At 58.4% G+C, this 17,707-nt stretch carries 19 protein-coding genes; 11 read left to right on the top strand and 8 right to left on the bottom strand.

Annotated features, from left to right (window positions below):
• Positions 1-225: 225 nt before the first annotated feature.
• The gene (locus AB7M32_RS15305) at positions 226-414 is read right to left on the bottom strand and encodes a hypothetical protein (RefSeq protein WP_139271671.1); all 189 of its coding nucleotides are present in this window, start codon (positions 412-414) and stop codon (positions 226-228) included.
• Positions 415-571: 157 nt separating this feature from the next.
• Here AB7M32_RS15305 and choW point away from each other — a divergent pair, with 157 nt between their 5' ends.
• The 5 genes from choW to AB7M32_RS15280 all read left to right on the top strand — a co-directional run bounded on the left by choW (position 572) and on the right by AB7M32_RS15280 (position 6,150).
• Positions 572-1,420: a choline ABC transporter permease subunit gene (gene choW / locus AB7M32_RS15300; protein WP_454250401.1), complete on the top strand. Its 849-nt coding sequence runs from the start codon at positions 572-574 to the stop codon at positions 1,418-1,420.
• Positions 1,417-2,640, top strand: coding sequence for a choline ABC transporter ATP-binding protein (choV, locus tag AB7M32_RS15295; RefSeq protein ID WP_454250400.1), 1,224 nt, complete (start codon positions 1,417-1,419; stop codon positions 2,638-2,640). Before choW ends, choV begins: the two co-directional genes overlap by 4 nt.
• Positions 2,641-2,669: 29 nt before the next feature.
• Entirely contained in the window at positions 2,670-3,608 is a 939-nt protein-coding gene (locus AB7M32_RS15290) for a LysR substrate-binding domain-containing protein (protein ID WP_454250399.1), read from the top strand.
• Positions 3,609-3,747: 139 nt separating this feature from the next.
• Positions 3,748-5,004 (top strand): aromatic ring-hydroxylating oxygenase subunit alpha, encoded by a 1,257-nt coding sequence (locus tag AB7M32_RS15285; protein WP_454250398.1) that lies wholly within the window; start codon positions 3,748-3,750, stop codon positions 5,002-5,004.
• Positions 5,005-5,013: 9 nt separating this feature from the next.
• A complete protein-coding gene (locus tag AB7M32_RS15280) occupies positions 5,014-6,150 on the top strand; it encodes a 2Fe-2S iron-sulfur cluster-binding protein (protein ID WP_454250397.1) in 1,137 nt (378 codons plus the stop codon).
• Positions 6,151-6,233: 83 nt separating this feature from the next.
• On the opposite strand, the gene AB7M32_RS15275 is transcribed toward AB7M32_RS15280, so the two are convergent.
• The gene (locus AB7M32_RS15275; protein ID WP_454250396.1) at positions 6,234-6,674 is read right to left on the bottom strand and encodes a hotdog fold domain-containing protein; all 441 of its coding nucleotides are present in this window, start codon (positions 6,672-6,674) and stop codon (positions 6,234-6,236) included.
• Between the two features lie 163 nt (positions 6,675-6,837).
• On the opposite strand from AB7M32_RS15275, the gene AB7M32_RS15270 reads away from it, so the two are divergent.
• From AB7M32_RS15270 to AB7M32_RS15260, 3 genes are all read left to right on the top strand, one after another.
• Positions 6,838-7,470 (top strand): TetR/AcrR family transcriptional regulator, encoded by a 633-nt coding sequence (locus AB7M32_RS15270; RefSeq protein ID WP_454250395.1) that lies wholly within the window; start codon positions 6,838-6,840, stop codon positions 7,468-7,470.
• 204 nt (positions 7,471-7,674) lie between these two features.
• Entirely contained in the window at positions 7,675-7,938 is a 264-nt protein-coding gene (locus AB7M32_RS15265) for a hypothetical protein (RefSeq protein WP_072339727.1), read from the top strand.
• A 9-nt stretch (positions 7,939-7,947) separates the two neighbouring features.
• The gene (locus tag AB7M32_RS15260) at positions 7,948-8,106 is read left to right on the top strand and encodes a hypothetical protein (protein WP_454250394.1); all 159 of its coding nucleotides are present in this window, start codon (positions 7,948-7,950) and stop codon (positions 8,104-8,106) included.
• Positions 8,107-8,248: 142 nt separating this feature from the next.
• On the opposite strand, the gene AB7M32_RS15255 is transcribed toward AB7M32_RS15260, so the two are convergent.
• Entirely contained in the window at positions 8,249-8,512 is a 264-nt protein-coding gene (locus AB7M32_RS15255) for a ribbon-helix-helix domain-containing protein (protein ID WP_454252143.1), read from the bottom strand.
• Between the two features lie 122 nt (positions 8,513-8,634).
• Between AB7M32_RS15255 and AB7M32_RS15250 the strand changes: the two genes are divergently transcribed.
• Positions 8,635-10,647 carry a DKNYY domain-containing protein gene (locus AB7M32_RS15250; protein ID WP_454250393.1) on the top strand — a complete coding sequence of 671 codons (2,013 nt, stop codon included), beginning with the start codon at positions 8,635-8,637 and terminating at the stop codon, positions 10,645-10,647.
• 49 nt (positions 10,648-10,696) lie between these two features.
• Here the strand turns inward: AB7M32_RS15250 and AB7M32_RS15245 are convergent, their stop codons facing one another.
• The 3 genes from AB7M32_RS15245 to AB7M32_RS15235 all read right to left on the bottom strand — a co-directional run bounded on the left by AB7M32_RS15245 (position 10,697) and on the right by AB7M32_RS15235 (position 12,767).
• Positions 10,697-11,467, bottom strand: a complete 771-nt coding sequence (locus tag AB7M32_RS15245; RefSeq protein WP_454250392.1) for a molybdopterin-dependent oxidoreductase — start codon at positions 11,465-11,467, stop codon at positions 10,697-10,699.
• A complete protein-coding gene (locus tag AB7M32_RS15240) occupies positions 11,460-12,083 on the bottom strand; it encodes a cytochrome b/b6 domain-containing protein (protein ID WP_454250391.1) in 624 nt (207 codons plus the stop codon). Before AB7M32_RS15240 ends, AB7M32_RS15245 begins: the two co-directional genes overlap by 8 nt.
• Positions 12,084-12,155: 72 nt before the next feature.
• Positions 12,156-12,767, bottom strand: a complete 612-nt coding sequence (locus AB7M32_RS15235; protein WP_092170430.1) for a hypothetical protein — start codon at positions 12,765-12,767, stop codon at positions 12,156-12,158.
• Positions 12,768-12,985: 218 nt separating this feature from the next.
• On the opposite strand from AB7M32_RS15235, the gene AB7M32_RS15230 reads away from it, so the two are divergent.
• Together AB7M32_RS15230 and AB7M32_RS15225 are read left to right on the top strand one after the other, a co-directional pair.
• On the top strand, positions 12,986-13,681 hold the full coding sequence (locus tag AB7M32_RS15230) for a heavy metal response regulator transcription factor (protein WP_072405205.1): 696 nt from the start codon (positions 12,986-12,988) through the stop codon (positions 13,679-13,681).
• A complete protein-coding gene (locus AB7M32_RS15225; protein WP_454250390.1) occupies positions 13,654-15,048 on the top strand; it encodes a heavy metal sensor histidine kinase in 1,395 nt (464 codons plus the stop codon). Before AB7M32_RS15230 ends, AB7M32_RS15225 begins: the two co-directional genes overlap by 28 nt.
• A 20-nt stretch (positions 15,049-15,068) precedes the next feature.
• Here AB7M32_RS15225 and AB7M32_RS15220 read toward each other — a convergent pair whose 3' ends face one another.
• Both AB7M32_RS15220 and AB7M32_RS15215 read right to left on the bottom strand, forming a co-directional pair.
• A complete protein-coding gene (locus AB7M32_RS15220; protein WP_454250389.1) occupies positions 15,069-15,827 on the bottom strand; it encodes an SDR family NAD(P)-dependent oxidoreductase in 759 nt (252 codons plus the stop codon).
• 64 nt (positions 15,828-15,891) lie between these two features.
• Positions 15,892-17,367 (bottom strand): MFS transporter, encoded by a 1,476-nt coding sequence (locus AB7M32_RS15215; protein WP_454250388.1) that lies wholly within the window; start codon positions 17,365-17,367, stop codon positions 15,892-15,894.
• Between the last annotated feature and the right edge of the window lie 340 nt (positions 17,368-17,707).

The following is a 17,707-nucleotide window of genomic DNA, read 5'->3' as shown; positions in this document are numbered from 1 at the left end:
TGATAGAAATGTACTCTGACGACCTTTAAATGTACACACGAGTACATTTTGTTGACTTGACCGTCATGAGCACTTAAAGTCCAGCGTCATGAAGATCCAACCACCGCGCCCATCAAACAAGCCGGGCCCAGGCATGAAACAACATGTCCGTGAGGCGCGCCGGGTTGTATCTCCAAAAAGGCAAGGACTCTAAAACAACAACAACGAGCCGCCATTATGATTTTTTTACTGAACGCCGCTGAAAAAACCTTCGCCATCCGGCCAAAGAATGCTGGAACGCCTGCCGTCGTCATCCCCTTCATCTGTCACCCACTGCCCAAATTCAGATAACTGCCAACGCGAGTTCAGCGCGCAGGCGCCCTGTGCTGCCCGAACGCTTGGCCCACAGATATCAACCATTTGAAGCGAGGTCATCGATGCTCCAGCCAGGACAGAACCTAGCCACCGCCAGGTAATGCATCGCCCAGCGATATCAGGATTTCAAACCCGCCGTGCGATGGATCAGCCATACAGTCCTGTGCCCGGGTGGTTGCGTTCGCGAGTCATTTCTTCCATCAGCCGGATTAGTGATATGTGGATTACACAAGAGAAACTTCCCTTGGGCGAGATCATTGCCCGGTATGTCGATTGGTTGACGCAGCATGGCGCAGACATATTCGACGCTATATCCCTGGCGTTGTCCGGGACCATCACTGCGTTGACGCACGCCCTTCTGTGGTTCAACCCCCTGGCTTTGATCGCGATATTTGCACTCTTGGCTTATTACATCCAACGCAAGGTCAGCCTGACACTTTTCGTCGCCTTTTCATTCCTGCTGATATTCAACCTCGGCTACTGGCAGGAAACCATGGAGACCCTGGCCCAGGTGACATTCGCCACATTCGTGTGCGTGATCATCGGCGTACCGCTGGGCATTGTCGCCGCGCACAAGCCGATGTTCTATACCCTGATGCGGCCGGTACTCGATCTGATGCAAACCGTACCGACCTTCGTCTACCTCATTCCTACCCTGACTCTTTTCGGTCTGGGTGTGGTCCCGGGCCTGATCTCCACGGTGGTGTTCGCGATTGCCGCGCCCATCCGCCTGACCTACCTGGGCATCCGCGACGTTCCGGACGAACTCATGGACGCCGGCAAAGCCTTCGGCTGCTCCCGCCGCCAACTCCTGTCGCGTATCGAACTGCCCCATGCGATGCCAAGCATCGCGGCCGGTATCACCCAGTGCATCATGCTGTCGTTGTCGATGGTGGTGATCGCCGCGCTGGTGGGTGCCGATGGCCTGGGCAAACCCGTGGTCAACGCACTGAACACCGCCGATATCGCCATGGGTTTTGAAGCCGGCCTGGCGATCGTGCTGCTGGCCATTATCCTCGACCGAATCTGCAAACAACGGGAAACCGTGAAAAGAGGTGACGTATGAGCATCATCCGTTTTGAAGACGTCGACGTCATCTTCTCTGCCCGTCCGAAGCCCGCCCTGGATCTGCTCGACCAAGGCTTTTCGCGGCCGGAGATTCTTCAGAAAACCGGTTTGATCGTCGGTGTGGAGAAAGCCAACCTGGAGATCAACAAAGGTGAGATCTGCGTGCTCATGGGCCTGTCCGGCTCCGGCAAATCCAGCCTGCTGCGCTGCATCAACGGGCTGAACACCGTCAGTCGCGGCAAGTTGTTCGTCGAGCATGAAGGACGGCAGATCGACATCGCCTCCTGCTCCCCCGCCGAACTGAAGATGATGCGCACCCAGCGCATCGCCATGGTCTTCCAGAAGTTCGCCCTGATGCCTTGGCTGACGGTGCGCGAGAACATCAGCTTCGGCCTGGAAATGCAGGGCCGGTCGGAAAAGGAATGTCGCAAGCTGGTGGATGAGAAGCTCGAGCTGGTGGGCCTGACCCAGTGGCGCAACAAGAAGCCCGACGAACTGTCCGGCGGCATGCAGCAACGGGTCGGCCTGGCCCGCGCTCTGGCGATGGACGCCGACATCCTGCTGATGGATGAACCGTTCTCGGCCCTCGACCCGCTGATTCGCCAAGGCCTGCAGGATGAGTTGCTCGATCTGCAGCGCAAGCTGCACAAGACCATCGTCTTCGTCAGCCATGACCTGGACGAAGCCCTGAAGCTGGGCACGCGGATCGCCATCATGAAAGACGGCAAGATCATCCAGTACAGCAAGCCGGAAGAGATCGTACTCAACCCGGCCGACGACTACGTGCGCAACTTCGTCGCCCACACCAACCCATTGAATGTACTGTGCGCGAAAAGCTTGATGACCCCACTGGACCAGTGCGTTCTGGCCTGCGAAGAATATTGCCTGGATACGGCTCAAAACCTGTGGATGGTGGTGAACCCGCAGCGTCATCTGACCAGCATTCGAAAAAGCGCCACCACCGCACACGTCCAATCATGGAATCCGACCGAGCGAATCGACACCTTGGCGCGACAACCGACTTGCGTGCCGCCGATCACCACCATGCGCGACGCCCTGCAGATTCGCTACGAAACGGGCCATCCATTGATCGTGCGGGATGAGACCGGTACCGTCCTGGGCATTCTGGGCGACGGTGAACTGTATCGAGCACTGTTGGGGCACAACCTGTCACACCCTGTGCTTGCTGAACCTGCAAGAGAATCTTCGGTGGCTTGAGTCACCAGGCACGGCGTTGGAACACACCTATGCAACCCAGCGATATCGATAAAAAGGTCAAGGGCTATCGGCGGTTGATACCATCGATGACGGCGTTGCTGGAATTCGAAGCCGTGGCGCGGCTGGCCAGTTTCACCCTGGCCGCCCAAGAGCTGGGCGTGACGCAGGCCGCCGTCAGCAAACAGATCCGGTTGTTGGAAGATACCCTGGAGACCAAGCTGTTCCACCGCCTTCATCGGTCGATCAAACTGACGCACGAAGGCTATGTCCTGCACCTGGTCGTCGCCGAGTCCATTCAGCGCATGGCCAGTGTCTTCGACAAAATTGCCGAGGGCATTGGTGAGCAGGAGATCACCATCGCCTGCACGGAAGCGTTTTCTCACTTGAGAATACTCCCCCGGTTGATTGCACTGCGCACCCTGCAACCGAAGTTGAAGTTGCGCTTGCTGACGCAACAAGTCTCGCCCAGTTCATACCGCGATGACGTCGACCTGGCCATCCGTTTCGGCAATGGCAAATGGGAGGATGGCAGTTCGGTTTTCCTGTTCGATGAAGAAGTGTTTCCCGTTTGCGCGCCGGCCTGGCTTGCCGCCAACGCAGCCCCTTCATCCGTTACCGATTTCCTGGACACGGCGCTGATTGATTCGGATTCCACCCTGGAAGGCTGGATGACCTGGAACCGGTGGTGCCGGGAACTCGGCGATATGCGCCCCAAGCTCAACTATTCATTTCGCTGCAGTTCCTATAACGATGCGATCGAGGCGGCTATCCAAGGCCACGGCATTGCACTGGGATGGAGTCGGCTGATCGCGCACCGGCTCAACAGTGGTGAACTGATCAGAATCACGCCCTACGTGGTCAAGCCAAAAGACGCTTACTACCTGGTTATTCCGGCCGGTCGGAAACCTGAGTCCATCACCCAGGCACTGATCGACTGGCTGCGCGATGACAGCCTTCTAAACCATTGATTAAATAGAGGTTAAAGACCACTTTTACGCATAACGCAAAGTTATGCGAGCGTGAAAATAAAGCGCGTTGACGGTCTTATCCCACCTTTCCAAACTGTACTCGCCGCCTGATCAACTTTGCGTTTGAGCGAGACCCACAATGACAATTAATACCGTGAAGACCCACCGCGAACTTCTGACCGACCGCACGCCGGGCCATGGTATGCCTGGCGGTTTGTTCGGTCGCCAGGATATTTTTGAAACCGACGTCGATATCTTTTTCACCCAGCATTGGATTCTGGTGGGGGTCACCAGCGACGTCCCCGAACCCGGTGATGTTTCCACCCTCGATATCGGCAAATCCTCCATCCTCCTGGTACGCGACGATGATGAACATGTGCAGGCGTTTCGCAACGTTTGCCGGCACCGCGGGGCGCGCTTGAAACAGGCTGGCAAGTCAACAGTGGGCATGCTGGTCTGCCCCTATCACCAGTGGACCTACGACCTGGACGGTAGCCTGAAACATGCCGCGCACATGGGCCAGGACTTCGACCCACGCTGTAAAAGCCTGATCCCGGTGCACACTCGGGTGGTCGGCACCCATGTCTTCGTCTGCCTGGGCGACGAACCGCCCGAAGACATCCTGTACCTTGACCAGGTCATGACACCGCGTTTCGCCCAATATGACCTCACCCATTCCAAGATCGCCTACGAATCGGAAATCATCGAGAACGGCAATTGGAAACTGGTGATCGAGAACAATCGCGAGTGTTATCACTGCGCCGCCACCCACCCGGAATTGACCGCCTCTTTCCTGCCCGAAGATTTCGGTTTCTGCACCGACGGGCTGGGGGAAGATTCACTCCAGGCGCTGGCGGAGTATCACCGCCGCAATGCCGAGACCAAGGCCAACTGGGAGCGCGAAGGTTATATCTGCGATGCCGTCGAACACCTGGGCGAAGACGCCGTGACCCAGTTCCGCTCGCAGCGACTGGCCATTGCCGGCAACGGCGAATCCCAGACCCTGGACACCCGCGTAGCGTGCACCCGGCTGTTTGGCGAGCTCACGCGCCGCGACTTGGGCGACGTGCATTTTTGGACACACAACTCGTGGACCCACATCATGAGCGACCATGCCGTAGTCTCCTACATCATCCCTCTGGCGCCCGATAAGACCCTGGTGCGCACCAAATGGCTGGTCCATGCCGATGCCGTCGAAGGCGTCGATTACCAAGTGGATAAGCTGACCGAAGTCTGGGTCGCGACCAACCTGCAGGACGCCAGCCTCGTCGGCATCACCCACAGCGGTACCCAGGATCCTGCCTACACGCCCGGGCCGTTCTCGGCCTTCACCGAAACCTATGTCGACCAGTTCTCTCGCTGGTACGCGGCGCGCCTGGCCGCCCATGGCGTGTGAGCAATGATCATGACGACTTACGAAAACCCGACGCGCCCTGGACATGCCAGCGTGGTCCAGCGCTTTACCGACCCTGCCACCTGGAGCACGTTCGGCGCGCAATGGCACAGCGGCGAACAGAAAACCCTGCAATGCTGCGCTGTGCGCCAGGAAACCCATGACGTCAAAAGCTTCATTTTTCGCTGTGCGGACTTCAGCGCCCTGAGCTTCGAGCCCGGCCAATTCATCACGATCTCGCCGGTGATTGGCGGGCAGACCATTGCCCGCTGCTACACCCTGTCGTCCGCCCCGACCCGGCCGTTTGCCTTTTCCATTACCGTCAAGCGCGTACCGGGGGGCGCGGTGTCGAACTGGCTGCACGACCACCTCAAGCCCGGCGACAACCTGAAGGCCTGCGGCCCGGCGGGCAGCTTCACACCAGTCGGCCATCCGGCGACCAAGTTGCTGTACCTGTCCGCCGGTTCCGGCGTAACGCCGCTGATGTCGATGACCCGGGCCGCCTGCGACATGGCCGGCAACCTCGACATCGTGTTCGTCCACAGCGCCCGCACGCCCGCCGACATCATCTTCCATGGGGAACTGACGCGCATGCAGGCCGCCATGCCGGGGTTGCGGGTCATCAGTGTTTGCGAAGGTCTCGGCGACACCGCTCAATGGCAGCAACCGATAGGCCGGCTCGACTTGTCGTTGTTGAGCCAGCACGTGCCGGACTACAAGGAACGGGAAATCTTCACCTGCGGTCCCCAGGGTTACATGGAAGCGGTCAAGTCGCTGCTCAGGGAAGCGGCATTCGATTTCGTCCACTACCACCAGGAAAGCTTTGACATCGCCGCACTGAATGAAGAACCGTTGATCGAGCAAGCGGCTTCGCTCAATCAACCGGACGTCTTCACCGTGACCCTGTCGCGGTCAGGCAAGACGTTCAGCATGCCGGACAATCAGACCGTGCTGTCTGCCGCCAGGAAAGCCGGCGCGATCGTGCCCTCCTCCTGCAGCCAGGGTATTTGTGGCACCTGCAAGACGGCCCTGCTCCAGGGCACGGTGGACATGCATCACAACGGCGGTATCAGGCAACGGGAAATCGACAAAGGCCTGCGCTTGCTGTGCTGCAGCAAACCCACCTCAGACTTGGTCCTTGATCTTTAGCCTTGCCTCAGGCACCAGCCGCTTGCGCCAGTGGTTGATGACGCCGCTGGCGCAAACGGTCGTCGCCTGATGGGCCAGGCGACCTAGCCGACTTTCACATTCATGGTGATGCGCGCCGTGAAGACTTTCACGCCACCCTCGTCGAAGATCTCGACCGGGACAACCTTGTCCCCCGAGGTCTGCCAGTCGATGTCGCTGCCGTCGGCAATGGCGTGGATGGACGTCTTGGCCTTGGCCAGGTATTCGACGGTCATGCCTTTGGGGATCCAACGAGCCCCGCCAGGGATGGACACCTCGGTCATCATGCCGCCCGCCAGTTCCGCCGCGTTGCACAACGCGATCGCGTGAACGGAGGCCAAGTGATTGGTGATTTCCTTGCGGAAGGGCACCTTCACCTCGCTGCGGCCGGGGGTCAACAGCGAAATTTCCGGGTTGATGGTGGCGAAGTACGGTGCCATCTGGCAGGCCATACTGCTGAAAGCGGACGGACCAACGCTTTGGTACATGCTGAGAGTCTGGCTCATGGGGTATCCCTGGTCAGGTGGGCTGGAGACATGAACAGAACATTACTCTTTTACAGAATATTGTTCTGTTACAGAACAGTATTCTGTAGATGCCGTCCCTGTCAATCGCTCGTGCCGGGCCTTCGTTTCAATTACCATGGCCACTTTTTGCCTGGGCCGAAAAATGGAACCTGTCGATCTCCTCGAGCGCTGCTACCCAGGGCGTCGTGCCGAGTCCAAGCGGCACATCCTTCGATGTGCCCTGGCGCTGTTCAACCAACAGGGCATAGAAGCGACCACCATCGATATCATCCGTGCCGAAAGCCAGATGAGTGTGGGGGCCATTTATCACCATTTCGAAAACAAGGAAGGCTTGGTCGCGGCGTTGTACATGACCGCCCTGGACGATCAGGCGCGGCTCAGGGACAGCTACCTTGGCGCTGTCACCTCGACCCAGGAGTGGGTGCATGCCCTGGTGTTCAGCTACGTGGATTGGGTGGTCAGCCAACCCGATTGGGCGCGGTTCCAATACCAGGCGCGCTTTGCCGTCGCGCGCAGCCGCTTCAACAAACGGCTCGCCGAGGCGAATCTGGCCAGGAACGCCGAGCTCAAGAAATGGTTCAGCGACCCGGCCCACCGGCAGGATTTGCAGGACCTGCCTTTCGAGCTGATCCCGTCACTGATCATCGGTTCGGCGGAGAGCTACTGCCGCGCCTGGCTCTCTGCCCGCGTCAAACGCAGCCCTGAAGGCTACCGGCAGCAGTTGGCCGAAGCCGCCTGGCGCGCCGTTGGCATTCACCCCAGTGCCTCGTCGTGAGCGACTGATCCATCCGAACAGACTCACTGCATAGCTTCCCAGCCTCAGTTACGCAAAGCGACGGCTCGACGGTTCATCAATTTCGTCAAGCGCACCTCTGGGCTCAGCGTTTTTCTGCGATCTATCTCAAAAACGGCCAATAACGGCCGATACCCAGGATAAGACCCCGCCACTTGGGGCGCAGGACAGAACGGTAGGTCAGTCATGACAGAGATTTATTTGCTGATAGCGCACGGCACGGACCAGGGCGAGGCTTACGTACTGGGCTGGTTCGACGACCGGAGCAAAGCCCGGGAAGTGGCCGAGCAGAAAGAATGGGAAGCGTACCGCGCCAGCCTGAAGGAGAAACACCCATGGTCCGGCCACAAGCCGCTGGCACCGGACCAGACGGACTACCGCCGCTACTGGATCAAGACCATTTCAAAATTCGAACATGTGCCAGTGCCAAGGTCCTTTGCGGTCCATTGATCATCACGCATGAATATTCGACGAAACGAGCGCTATCGGTGGCGGTCTAGACGATTAAGCCCATCCGATGAGAGCGTTCTTATGTTGAAATTCCTTGGCGGTACCGTAGGTATCATTTTCCTGATTGGCCTGATCGTTGTGATTGCGCTGTTCAAGTTCATTTTTTGAGCGTGGCAGCGACGACCAGTGGCTTGGCTCTGTAGGAGCTGGCGAAGCCTGCGATCTTTTGATCTTTCGCTTGGGATTCAAGAGTCTGGAGAAAGATCGCAGCCTCGTTGCACTCGTCAGCTCCTACACGGCCGCTACAGGCTCAGTGGGGTTGACTCCGTAAATTCGCGGACCTCATCCTCACCTTTACTTTGGCCTGTAGGGATTCAAAGTTGTCGCCACCCACTGGAACAGTAGGAGCCGACTCCCCCCCGGCTGATACCAAACCACGCAAATGATGCCGATTCTGATCTTTGCGAATCAGTTCTCGTACATATTCACTACGGGTACCGTAACCTCGCTCGCTGACTTGATCATCCACGTAGGATTTGAGAGCGTCCGGCAGGGAGATTTTCAGAGTACTCATGCCTTTGCCTGCTTTGACAAAATTTGCCGAAGTTAACACCCTTGCGCCTGCCTCGCCAATGTCGAGTTCGCTGCAAAACTTGTCGTCTTTGGCCAACCATGAAACGTGCAGATCGCAATGACATGACAGACATAGAGACTGCTATTGCTGACTGGGAACCGCTGAACCTTGAATGGCATCGAGGCTTCGCATTCATGGACGGTGTGCTGCTGGGCGATGGGCAAGTGCCTGATGTGTACATCATGCTCAACCTTCAAGGCACACGACCCAGCGAGTTGGCACAATGTGCCAGCGCGGGGCACTATCCGCCCTCGCCCTTGCTGGCCGGTCAGCCGGTTTGGCGGCATCGACGCAACCCTTGGATCTTGCGCGGCCCCCTGCGTGATTACTACCTGCTTCCGGCCTACCGGGAGCGCCACGGCTACCACACACTTCAGCCCCTGCCGTTTCGGTTCGACAAGGGCCTGGAAAGCCTCGGCCACCAGTACTGGCGTGACGCAACCGGCGCCTATTGGTTCGGCGAGTACGCGATCACCCAAATCCACGAGGCACAACCTAACAGGCTGGCCCTGTTGGCATCGTCCCCAGCCTCGGTCACTTCAGCGTCCGCCCTGTTCTGCGACGGTGCGCATCTCTTTTTGAAGGGGCACATTATCGCCAGCGCCACGGCGCGGGTGCGCTATTGCAACCACCCGTCCTATCGAGTGATCGACGATCAAGTCTATAGGGGCTTCAAGCCCCTGCACCAGGAGGACGGCACGCCGCTGCCGGTCGCCAACCCGGACAACTTCCGGATGCTCGCCCAACGCTGGGGAACCGATGGGCAGTCGATCATCGTGCAAGCGCAGCAAGGCTCGAGCGTTTCATACGAGTACTTCTACCGCATCGACAATGCCGACCTGGCGACCTTCACCGTGCTTAACGAACGCTACGCCAAGGACAAGCAACGCGCCTATTACCTGACTGGAAAAACCATTCGCTACGCGGGCGAGTTCCACCTGCTGCAGTGCTGGCAGCCGGCGTTCGATGAATGCGGTCGCGTGGTCAGCGCCAGCGAATACGAGGATGAGTATTTTGCCGTGGACGACCAGTATGTCTATGCCGCCGGGACCCGCCTGCGCGATGCCCATGGCCCGAGCTTTCGTCACTTGGGGTTCGATTATTACCGTGATCACCAACACGTCTATCGAGGCCGGAAACGCCTCGATGTCGACGTGGAAAGCTTCGTCGTGACCCAGCTCTTTCACCATGACCAGGATTACTCGCCCGTGCTGGCAGGTGACAAGCACGGCCCGCTGGGCTCTGGCGGCATCATCGATGCGGCCATGCAAGAGGCGTGGGCGCCTTACTTCGAAGCCCATCCGCAGTTGGAAGGTTATTGGTGGCACCGTTTGCAGGCACGGCCTGAAGCCGCGCAAGCGCACACGGAAACGCTGGCGCTACAGGCCATCGGTCTCGGTTTCGAACTGGGCGACCAGGTGTATTTCCATGGACGCGTGATCAACGGGCTGGACGCAGCGAGTTTCAAATTGCTGGACACGCATCTGTGCGGCGATGCCAACGGCTTGTATCTGATCCCATTCCATAACGCCGACACGGAAGTCCCCGAACGTTTTTCCACGGAATCGGCGGAACATTTTCGCTCACTCGGCCCACCCTACCTGACCGACGGCAAGACGGTGTTCTGCCACCGGGTTTTTTACCATCCCCCGGAACCGATTCGTAAGGCACAAACGGCCTCTTTCGAGTCCTTCGGGCATGGCTGGGCGAAAGATCAGGACACGGTGTATTACTACGGCGAGGCGAAAAAACGTCTACATCCGTCGGATACCCGCATTCTCGGCACTTACGCCGTAAGCCCTACGCTGATCTTCTCGGAAGGCAAGCCGCTGGACGTGGCGTTCGACCCCGACGAGGTCCGCGTGCCCCATCCCGACTTCCTGCAACTGGGCACGCGCAAGTTGTTCTGTCACCGACGCCCGTTGAGCGCCAAGCGTATCGACCTGGCCACCCTCGAATTTCTGAATGAGCGCTACGCCCGTGACAGGCATCGGGTCTACCATTACGACGGTTATGCGACGCTGAGCGAGGTCGATGAAGCGCAGTATCGGGAATCGCTTGGTCTGCCGGCGTGACCGAGGGTATCGACTGTAACCTTTTCCAGTTGTTCACACGTTTGCTTCATCAGATCCCGCTAAACCAGTTATAGCCCTGATCTTCCCAATACCCGCCTGGATTATCATTACTGACGAAAATCTCAACGATATGCTTGGGATTTTTGAAGCCCAGCTTGGTCGGCACTCGAACCCGGAGTGGATAGCCATACTCCGGCGGCAACGCGATTTCGCCGTAATCCAGTGCCAGAAGCGTTTGCGGATGCAATGCCGTCGGCATGTCCAGGCTGGAGTAATAACGGTCAGCACACTTGAAGCCGACAAATTTAGCCGTGGTGTCGGCCCCAATGTGTTCCAGGAAGGTTTTCAGCGGCACGCCACCCCACTGCCCGATGGCGCTCCAGCCCTCAACACAGATCAGACGCGTAATGTCAGTGCGCTGCGGCAATTTACGCAAACCTTCGAGGGTCCACGGCGCCTTGTCCCGTACTCGTCCGGAGACGGCCAGCGAATAATCGGGCAGGTCCACTTCCGGGATATCGTCCTGACCGTAGAATGCATTGAATGGAAATGGCGTGGTCATTTGCGCCTTGGTGAAGGTCGGCGCCAGTTTCTGCCCGCTGAACAGCCAGGCCTGAACCCGGTCGTTCCAGCGCGACATAGCCCACAGCACCTTATCGACCTGATCGCCGTCCTGCAGGTTACAACCGCTCAACATCGCCATCGCACCGACGGTCAAGCCACCCCGGAGAAAGTTCCGGCGCTGGATATTTTCCAGCTGAAGCTGCTGTGCGGGCTCAAGCTTGATGCGCTGAATCGCGCGCTTTTCGGGCTCAATCATGGTCGGTTTTTCCGCTTTCAATGGGCCGTACGCCACCGGTGATCATGGGCAGCAAGGTTTTCGGCACCAGCATCACCAAAGTCAGATGCACAATCACGAACGCGCCAATCACCGCCATCGCCGCGAAATGCACGTACCGGGCAATGTCGTAACCGCCCAGGAGCGCGACCAGTTCTTGCAGTTGGATGGGCTTCCAGATCGCCAGCCCCGAGACGACGACCAGTACACCTGCCGCCAGCACCATCCAATACATCAAGCGCTGCACCGCGTTGTAAACGCCCTTCTCGTGCACCAGTCGAAAACGCACTGCATCGGTCAAATCATGTTTTAGCGCTGGGAGGCTGATCGGCAACCAATCACGTTTGAAATGGCGGCTGATCAAGCCGTACAGCACATAGACAAGGCCGTTGATGAACAGCAGCCACATAAACGCAAAGTGCCAGGCCAGTGAGCCGCCAAGCCATCCGCCCACCGTCAACGCCACCGGAAACTTGAAGGCGAACAACGGAGAGGCGTTGTAAATCGCCCAACCGCTCATGAACATGCAGGTCATGCCGACGGCGTTGAACCAATGGGTGAAGCGGACGGGCCAGGAATGGATTGATTCTTTACTCATGTTTTTCCCACTCAGAAATCATCCGTGCGCTGGAGCGATGCCGGACCGCGTCGCTCCAACCTGTTCAGGTGATTACATCGGTGGCTGGAACCCATCCTTACCGACGGCAATACCGCGTGCGGTTGTGCCGCCCTCGGCCGGGAACACGACAATTTTCGCGCCTTTGACCAACTCATTGGCTTTGCCTGGTTCTACGTAGGCGATGGGTACATCTTGCGGCACGACGAGTTGCTTCTCGCCACCCTTGTAATTGACGGTCAGCGTGCGGCCATTGGCTTTGGACAATTTGCCCACGGTGCCGTTGGTCATGGTGCCTGTGCTGCCATCCGCATTTTGCCAACCATAGTGACCTTCACCGCTGCCCTTGAGGCTGGACTCGAATACGGTGACTTCCAGCGCCTTCAGCGAACCGTCGGCCTGTGGAATGGCTGCAGAGCCCACGAAGCTGTCGGCTTTGATCGAATCGATATCAGTCTTTGATACCCGGTTGATGCCGGTCTTGTCAGTCAGACCTATGGTCTGCTGTGCGCCGGAACGGGTGGTGAAGGTCAGCGTGTTGTTGTTGACACTTTCGACGGTGCCCCGCAGCGGCTTGATCACCGGCATATCGGCCGCAGTGGCCATGACAGCAGCGCTGAGCATCAGCAAACCGAAGGTGGTGGACAGAGCAGTCTTGAGCTTCATTGCGACAATTCCTCACGGGTTTAAGTGCCGCTATCCTCACCCCCGGATCGGGACCTCACGATGACCGCCGAATGACATTTCTGTCATTCGCAACGACGCCTTTACGAATGACAGAAATGTAACCGACTCAACCTTCTCAGCTGGTTACACTGCAATCCTGAGAGACCGATACCGCGGGTTGAATCCCGTTATAAAAGAGACCCGAGCGCCCCCTGACGATGCATATCCTGCTGATCGAAGACGACACCAAAACCGGCGAGTACCTGAAAAAGGGACTTGGCGAGTCCGGCTACAACGTCGACTGGACCCAGCACGGCGCCGATGGCTTGCACATGGCCCTGCAAACGTCCTACGACCTGATCGTGCTGGATGTGATGTTGCCCGGCATCGATGGATTTCAAATCATCGAGCTATTGCGCGCCAAGCAAGATGTGCCGGTGCTGTTTCTCACCGCTCGCGATCAGTTGCATGACCGCATTCGCGGTTTGGAACTGGGCGCCGATGACTATCTGGTCAAACCGTTTTCCTTCACCGAATTGCTGTTGCGCATTCGCACCATCCTGCGCCGTGGCGTGGTTCGCGAAGCCGATCATTTTCACATCGCGGACCTGGAGCTGGACCTGGTGCGTCGCCGCGTCACGCGGCAGCAGCAAGTGATTGTGTTGACCAACAAGGAGTTCGCCCTGCTGCATCTGTTTCTGCGCCGCGAAGGCGACGTCCTGTCCCGGGCGCAAATTGCTTCGGAAGTCTGGGACATGAATTTCGACAGCGATACCAACGTCGTGGACGTAGCCGTCAAACGCCTGCGCAGCAAGGTCGACCAGCCCTACCCGATCAAACTGATCCATACCATTCGCGGTATCGGCTATGTGTGCGAGGTGAGGCCATGCGGACCCGACGCCAACCATCCCTGACCCTGCGCTCGACCCTGGCGTTCTCGCTGGTGGCCATGCTCGCCGTGGCCGGGGCCGGGTTTTATTTGTACCAGTCGATGAAAGCTTCGGTACTGATCTACAGCGATCATGCAGTCATGGGCCGTCTGGACCACTTTCGTAAATTGCTGCATTACGAACTGGCCATCGAGCAGCTGCGTGACAGCCCGCAGATTTTCAAGAACATGCTCGACAGCGAAGACGATATTTTTATCATCGAGGAGCCCGGCCAGCAGCCGGTGATCCTGGTCAATCCATTGAACGTCACGCTGCCCGATCTGCCCGTGATCGGCCCAGAAGCGAAGCTGAGCGTCAACGACCTGCGCAGCGGCGTGACCGACTCCGGAGCACCGCTGCGCGCCGCCTCCGTACAAACCACCTCGGGCGGGCGTGAAGTTCGCCTGACTGCCGCGCACATCATGGGCAAGGAAATGGCCATGCTCGCGGCGTTTCGCGAACGTATTTACCTGGCCGTGACCTTGGCCTTTCTGCTCACGGCGGTGCTCGGTTACGTACTGCTGCGTCGCGGTCTGCGCCCGTTGCGCAAAATGGCCGCGCATGCGGCAAACATAACGCCTGAGCGGCTCGATAGCCGGATGGACAGTGCCGACACACCGGTTGAACTGCAACAATTGAGTGACGCCTACAACGCGATGCTTGATCGCCTTGCCAAGGGGTATCAACGACTGACGCAGTTCTCCGCCGACCTGGCTCACGAAATACGCACACCGGTGGGTTCGTTGATGGGGCACTGCCAGGTCGCCCTGCGCCAGCGCCGTAGCGAGGATGACTACCAGGCGCTTATCGCCTCGAACCTTGAGGAACTGGAGCGTATTTCCCGGATCGTCGAAAGCATCCTGTTCCTTGCTCGCGCCGACGAAGCGCAATCGCTGGTCGAGCGCCAGCCACTGTCGCTGCATGACGAATCACAGCGCATCGCGGGTTATTTCGAAGGTCTGGCCGAAGAGCGGCATATGACCCTCAAGATTATGGGCGATGGCACCGTGCACGCGGACCCTTTGCTGCTGCGCCGAGCACTGAGCAATCTGGTCGCCAACGCGATTCGCTATGCAGACGAAGGCAGTGAAATTCTGATGCGCGTCGTTGCAGTCGACGGCGGATGCCGAATTGAAGTGGAGAATCAGGGTCCCGTGCTAAGCGACGAAACCCTGCGCAAACTGTTCGACCGTTTCTACCGCGGCGACGCGTCCCGCCACCAAAGCTCCGACTCATACGGCCTCGGCCTCGCCATCGTCATGGCGATCATGCAATTGCATGGCGGTACTGTGAGTGTCGAACAACCCAAGCCCGGGACCATCCGCTTTTCGCTTTTATTCCCCACTGCCTGAGTAATACAACCGGACATCGCTTAGATTTGTGAGAGGCCACCGTCGACCATCAGTTCCACACCGTTGACATAACTGGCGTCAGCGGAGGCAAGGAACAGTGCGGACGACGCTATTTGTTCCGGTTGAGCCATGTAGCCCAGCGGCACGATTTGTCCTACGTGATTTCGGAGGGCTTCGATCTGGCTCTCGTCCATCTTCAGTCCGTTGTCCATCAATGGCGTCCTGGTAAAGCCAGGGCTGAGCACGTTCGCGCGAATTTTTCGGCCTTTGAGTTCATTGGCCCAAGTACGCGCAAATGAACGCACCGCAGCCTTTGAGGCATTGTAAAGACTCAGACCTTCCATCCCGTTGCTGGAACAAATTGAAGCGGTCAGCACGATTGACGAACCATCCTTCATCAACGGCAACAGCGTCTGAACGGTGAAAAATACGCCCTTCACGTTTATATCGAACATGTTGTAGTAAGCGGCCTCAGTCGTTTCGCCCACGGGATTTTTTTCGCAGATACCGGCATTGGCAAACACCGCGTCGAGTTGACCGTCCCGGCCTTCGACCAATGCCTTGAGCGAATCGAGATCGGCCTGCTGAACGACATCGGACACCACTGCCACGGCATTCTCGCCCAGGGCGGTAACCGCAGCGTCCAACGTCGCCGCCGAGCGCCCAGTGATATAGACGCGTTTGGCGCCCTCGGCTAACAGCGCCTGGGCAATCGCAAAGCCGATTCCAGTCGAGCCGCCGGTGACGACCGCTACTTGATTGATAAATTTACCCGTCATGTCTTGTCTCCTAAGGAACGTATCTAGGGTGAGTTGAAGATTTGGCAACTGCTCAGCGCTGGCGTCAGTCACGGTTCGGGCTGATCGAAACGCCGAAAGGAGCAGCCGCTTTTGTTGAACGAGGCATCGAGGCATAAACGGACAGCAGCGCTGAAACGACCAGGCAAGCAGCGATGCCCAGCAGGGTGGCAATGAACCCGGTGGCAAGCGAGGAAGGGCTTTGTGCAGGGGCAGCCAGTGCGTAAAACACCCCACCGAGCACCGCCACCCCAAGCGCGGCGCTGATCTGCAAGGCTGAATTGACTACGCCGGAGATCATTCCCGACCCGCCTGGCGGTGCACGATCTATCACGGTTCGAATAAGGGTTGGCAGCGCCCAGCCCTGGCCAAACCCGAGCAAGCCCACCGCCAGGATCACCAACGCCAATCGAGGGCTCTGCCCTGTCGGCGCCGCTGCGACCGCCGCGCTCAGGATCAGGCATCCCAGGACCTCGAGCATCATGCCCATGGCGGGTACAAAACGGCCGAACAAGCGGATGGCAAAGGGCGTGGTCAAAGGACCAATCAGAAAGCCCACGCCGAACGGGACGAACATCATTCCCGAGGTCAATGGCGTTACACCTAGCGCGTCCTGTAGATAAATTGAAAATGTCAGGAAGAATGCCGATACCACGTAGAAGAACAGTACGCCCGTCAGTCCGGCCACCAAGCCGCGTGCTCGACTGAGTTGCGGACTGACCAAGGGCGTGCCGCCCCGACGCTCCAGCGCGATCTCGTAGCGCCAAAAGGCAGCAGCGGCTAGTGGCGAGCCGAGCAGCAACAGACAAAGCCACCAGGGCCAACCTGCTTCCCGGCCTTCAACCAGCGGTACCACCAGCAGCCCGACCGTCAGCGCACACAGCAGTACGCCAATGCGATCCAGCGGCACCGGAGTTTGGCTCCGGGTATCGGGAAGCAACCGTATCCCGCCCATAAACACAGCGATGACGATGGGCAGATTGATCAAGAAAACTGCACGCCATTGCAGGCCCCAGACATTCATCGATATCAGCCAGCCCCCCAGTGCCTGGGCGACAACCGCCGCGAAGCCGATCGTTGCGCCATACACCGCCAACGCACGCGAACGCTCATGCTCCGGGAACAGGCTGTGGATGGACGCCAATCCCTGCGGTGCCATTGCCGCAGCGCTCAAACCTTGCAACACACGTCCGCCGATCAACATCGTCGGCGAGCTGGCAAGGCCACACATCAAGGAGGCAGCGCCGAAGCCGGCCATGCCCGCAAAGAACACCCGGCGACGGCCAAACAGGTCACCCAGCCGACCGCCCGTGATCAGGAAGACGGCGTAAGTGGCGGCATAACCCGAAATGACCCATTCGACCTGCGCCGGTGTAATCGCCAGGCCGCTACGAATGGAAGGCAACGCCACATTGACGATGAAAAAATCCAGCGGCGGAAGAAAGGCGCCGACAAGAAGAACAGCGAAAGCAAACCATCGGCGCGATTCGGCTGCTGGGGCGCGATCCAGTTTGGATGTCATTGGGCAACTCCAGAAAGATACGACTAGCGCAGGCTGGCTTCATGTTCACTCAGGTGCGCTGCCTGACAGATGAAACGGCAAGCCTCAGGGTTTGTTGCCGTCATTGAGGGTCTATTGTCGAAGTCAACGACTGACGGCGGCACTGCCAGGGATGCACATTCCTCGTGCATTTTTGTAAGGCCGCCACCCGTTATGCGGCGCCCTCAGGCTGGGGCAAAAGCCGACTTGAAATGTTCGCTTCCAGCGATAGGCATATGCGGCATCTTCCGCCCGCTCTGTTCCGCCATGGGGTTGCAACGGGACTGCCGTTGCTGCATCTTCGCCGTTCATTTTTGTAGGG

The sequence above is a fragment of the Pseudomonas sp. R151218B TE3479 genome (genome assembly GCF_053629195.1).
Note: the sequence above shows the minus strand (reverse complement) of the source record. Positions and strands in the feature narration are given on the sequence as shown.

Bases quoted from the DNA above. Each gene is read 5' to 3' on its own strand.
- AB7M32_RS15275 (WP_454250396.1), bottom strand. From the start codon at position 6,674: ATGAGCCAGACTCTCAGCATGTACCAAAGCGTTGGTCCGTCCGCTTTC.
- AB7M32_RS15225 (WP_454250390.1), top strand. From the start codon at position 13,654: ATGCGGACCCGACGCCAACCATCCCTGACCCTGCGCTCGACCCTGGCG.
- choW (WP_454250401.1), top strand. From the start codon at position 572: ATGTGGATTACACAAGAGAAACTTCCCTTGGGCGAGATCATTGCCCGG.
- AB7M32_RS15245 (WP_454250392.1), bottom strand. From the start codon at position 11,467: ATGATTGAGCCCGAAAAGCGCGCGATTCAGCGCATCAAGCTTGAGCCC.
- AB7M32_RS15260 (WP_454250394.1), top strand. From the start codon at position 7,948: ATGAATATTCGACGAAACGAGCGCTATCGGTGGCGGTCTAGACGATTA.
- AB7M32_RS15235 (WP_092170430.1), bottom strand. From the start codon at position 12,767: ATGAAGCTCAAGACTGCTCTGTCCACCACCTTCGGTTTGCTGATGCTC.
- AB7M32_RS15265 (WP_072339727.1), top strand. From the start codon at position 7,675: ATGACAGAGATTTATTTGCTGATAGCGCACGGCACGGACCAGGGCGAG.
- AB7M32_RS15250 (WP_454250393.1), top strand. From the start codon at position 8,635: ATGACAGACATAGAGACTGCTATTGCTGACTGGGAACCGCTGAACCTT.
- AB7M32_RS15220 (WP_454250389.1), bottom strand. From the start codon at position 15,827: ATGACGGGTAAATTTATCAATCAAGTAGCGGTCGTCACCGGCGGCTCG.
- choV (WP_454250400.1), top strand. From the start codon at position 1,417: ATGAGCATCATCCGTTTTGAAGACGTCGACGTCATCTTCTCTGCCCGT.
- AB7M32_RS15255 (WP_454252143.1), bottom strand. From the start codon at position 8,512: ATGAGTACTCTGAAAATCTCCCTGCCGGACGCTCTCAAATCCTACGTG.
- AB7M32_RS15230 (WP_072405205.1), top strand. From the start codon at position 12,986: ATGCATATCCTGCTGATCGAAGACGACACCAAAACCGGCGAGTACCTG.
- AB7M32_RS15270 (WP_454250395.1), top strand. From the start codon at position 6,838: ATGGAACCTGTCGATCTCCTCGAGCGCTGCTACCCAGGGCGTCGTGCC.
- AB7M32_RS15285 (WP_454250398.1), top strand. From the start codon at position 3,748: ATGACAATTAATACCGTGAAGACCCACCGCGAACTTCTGACCGACCGC.
- AB7M32_RS15305 (WP_139271671.1), bottom strand. From the start codon at position 414: ATGACCTCGCTTCAAATGGTTGATATCTGTGGGCCAAGCGTTCGGGCA.
- AB7M32_RS15280 (WP_454250397.1), top strand. From the start codon at position 5,014: ATGACGACTTACGAAAACCCGACGCGCCCTGGACATGCCAGCGTGGTC.
- AB7M32_RS15240 (WP_454250391.1), bottom strand. From the start codon at position 12,083: ATGAGTAAAGAATCAATCCATTCCTGGCCCGTCCGCTTCACCCATTGG.
- AB7M32_RS15290 (WP_454250399.1), top strand. From the start codon at position 2,670: ATGCAACCCAGCGATATCGATAAAAAGGTCAAGGGCTATCGGCGGTTG.
- AB7M32_RS15215 (WP_454250388.1), bottom strand. From the start codon at position 17,367: ATGACATCCAAACTGGATCGCGCCCCAGCAGCCGAATCGCGCCGATGG.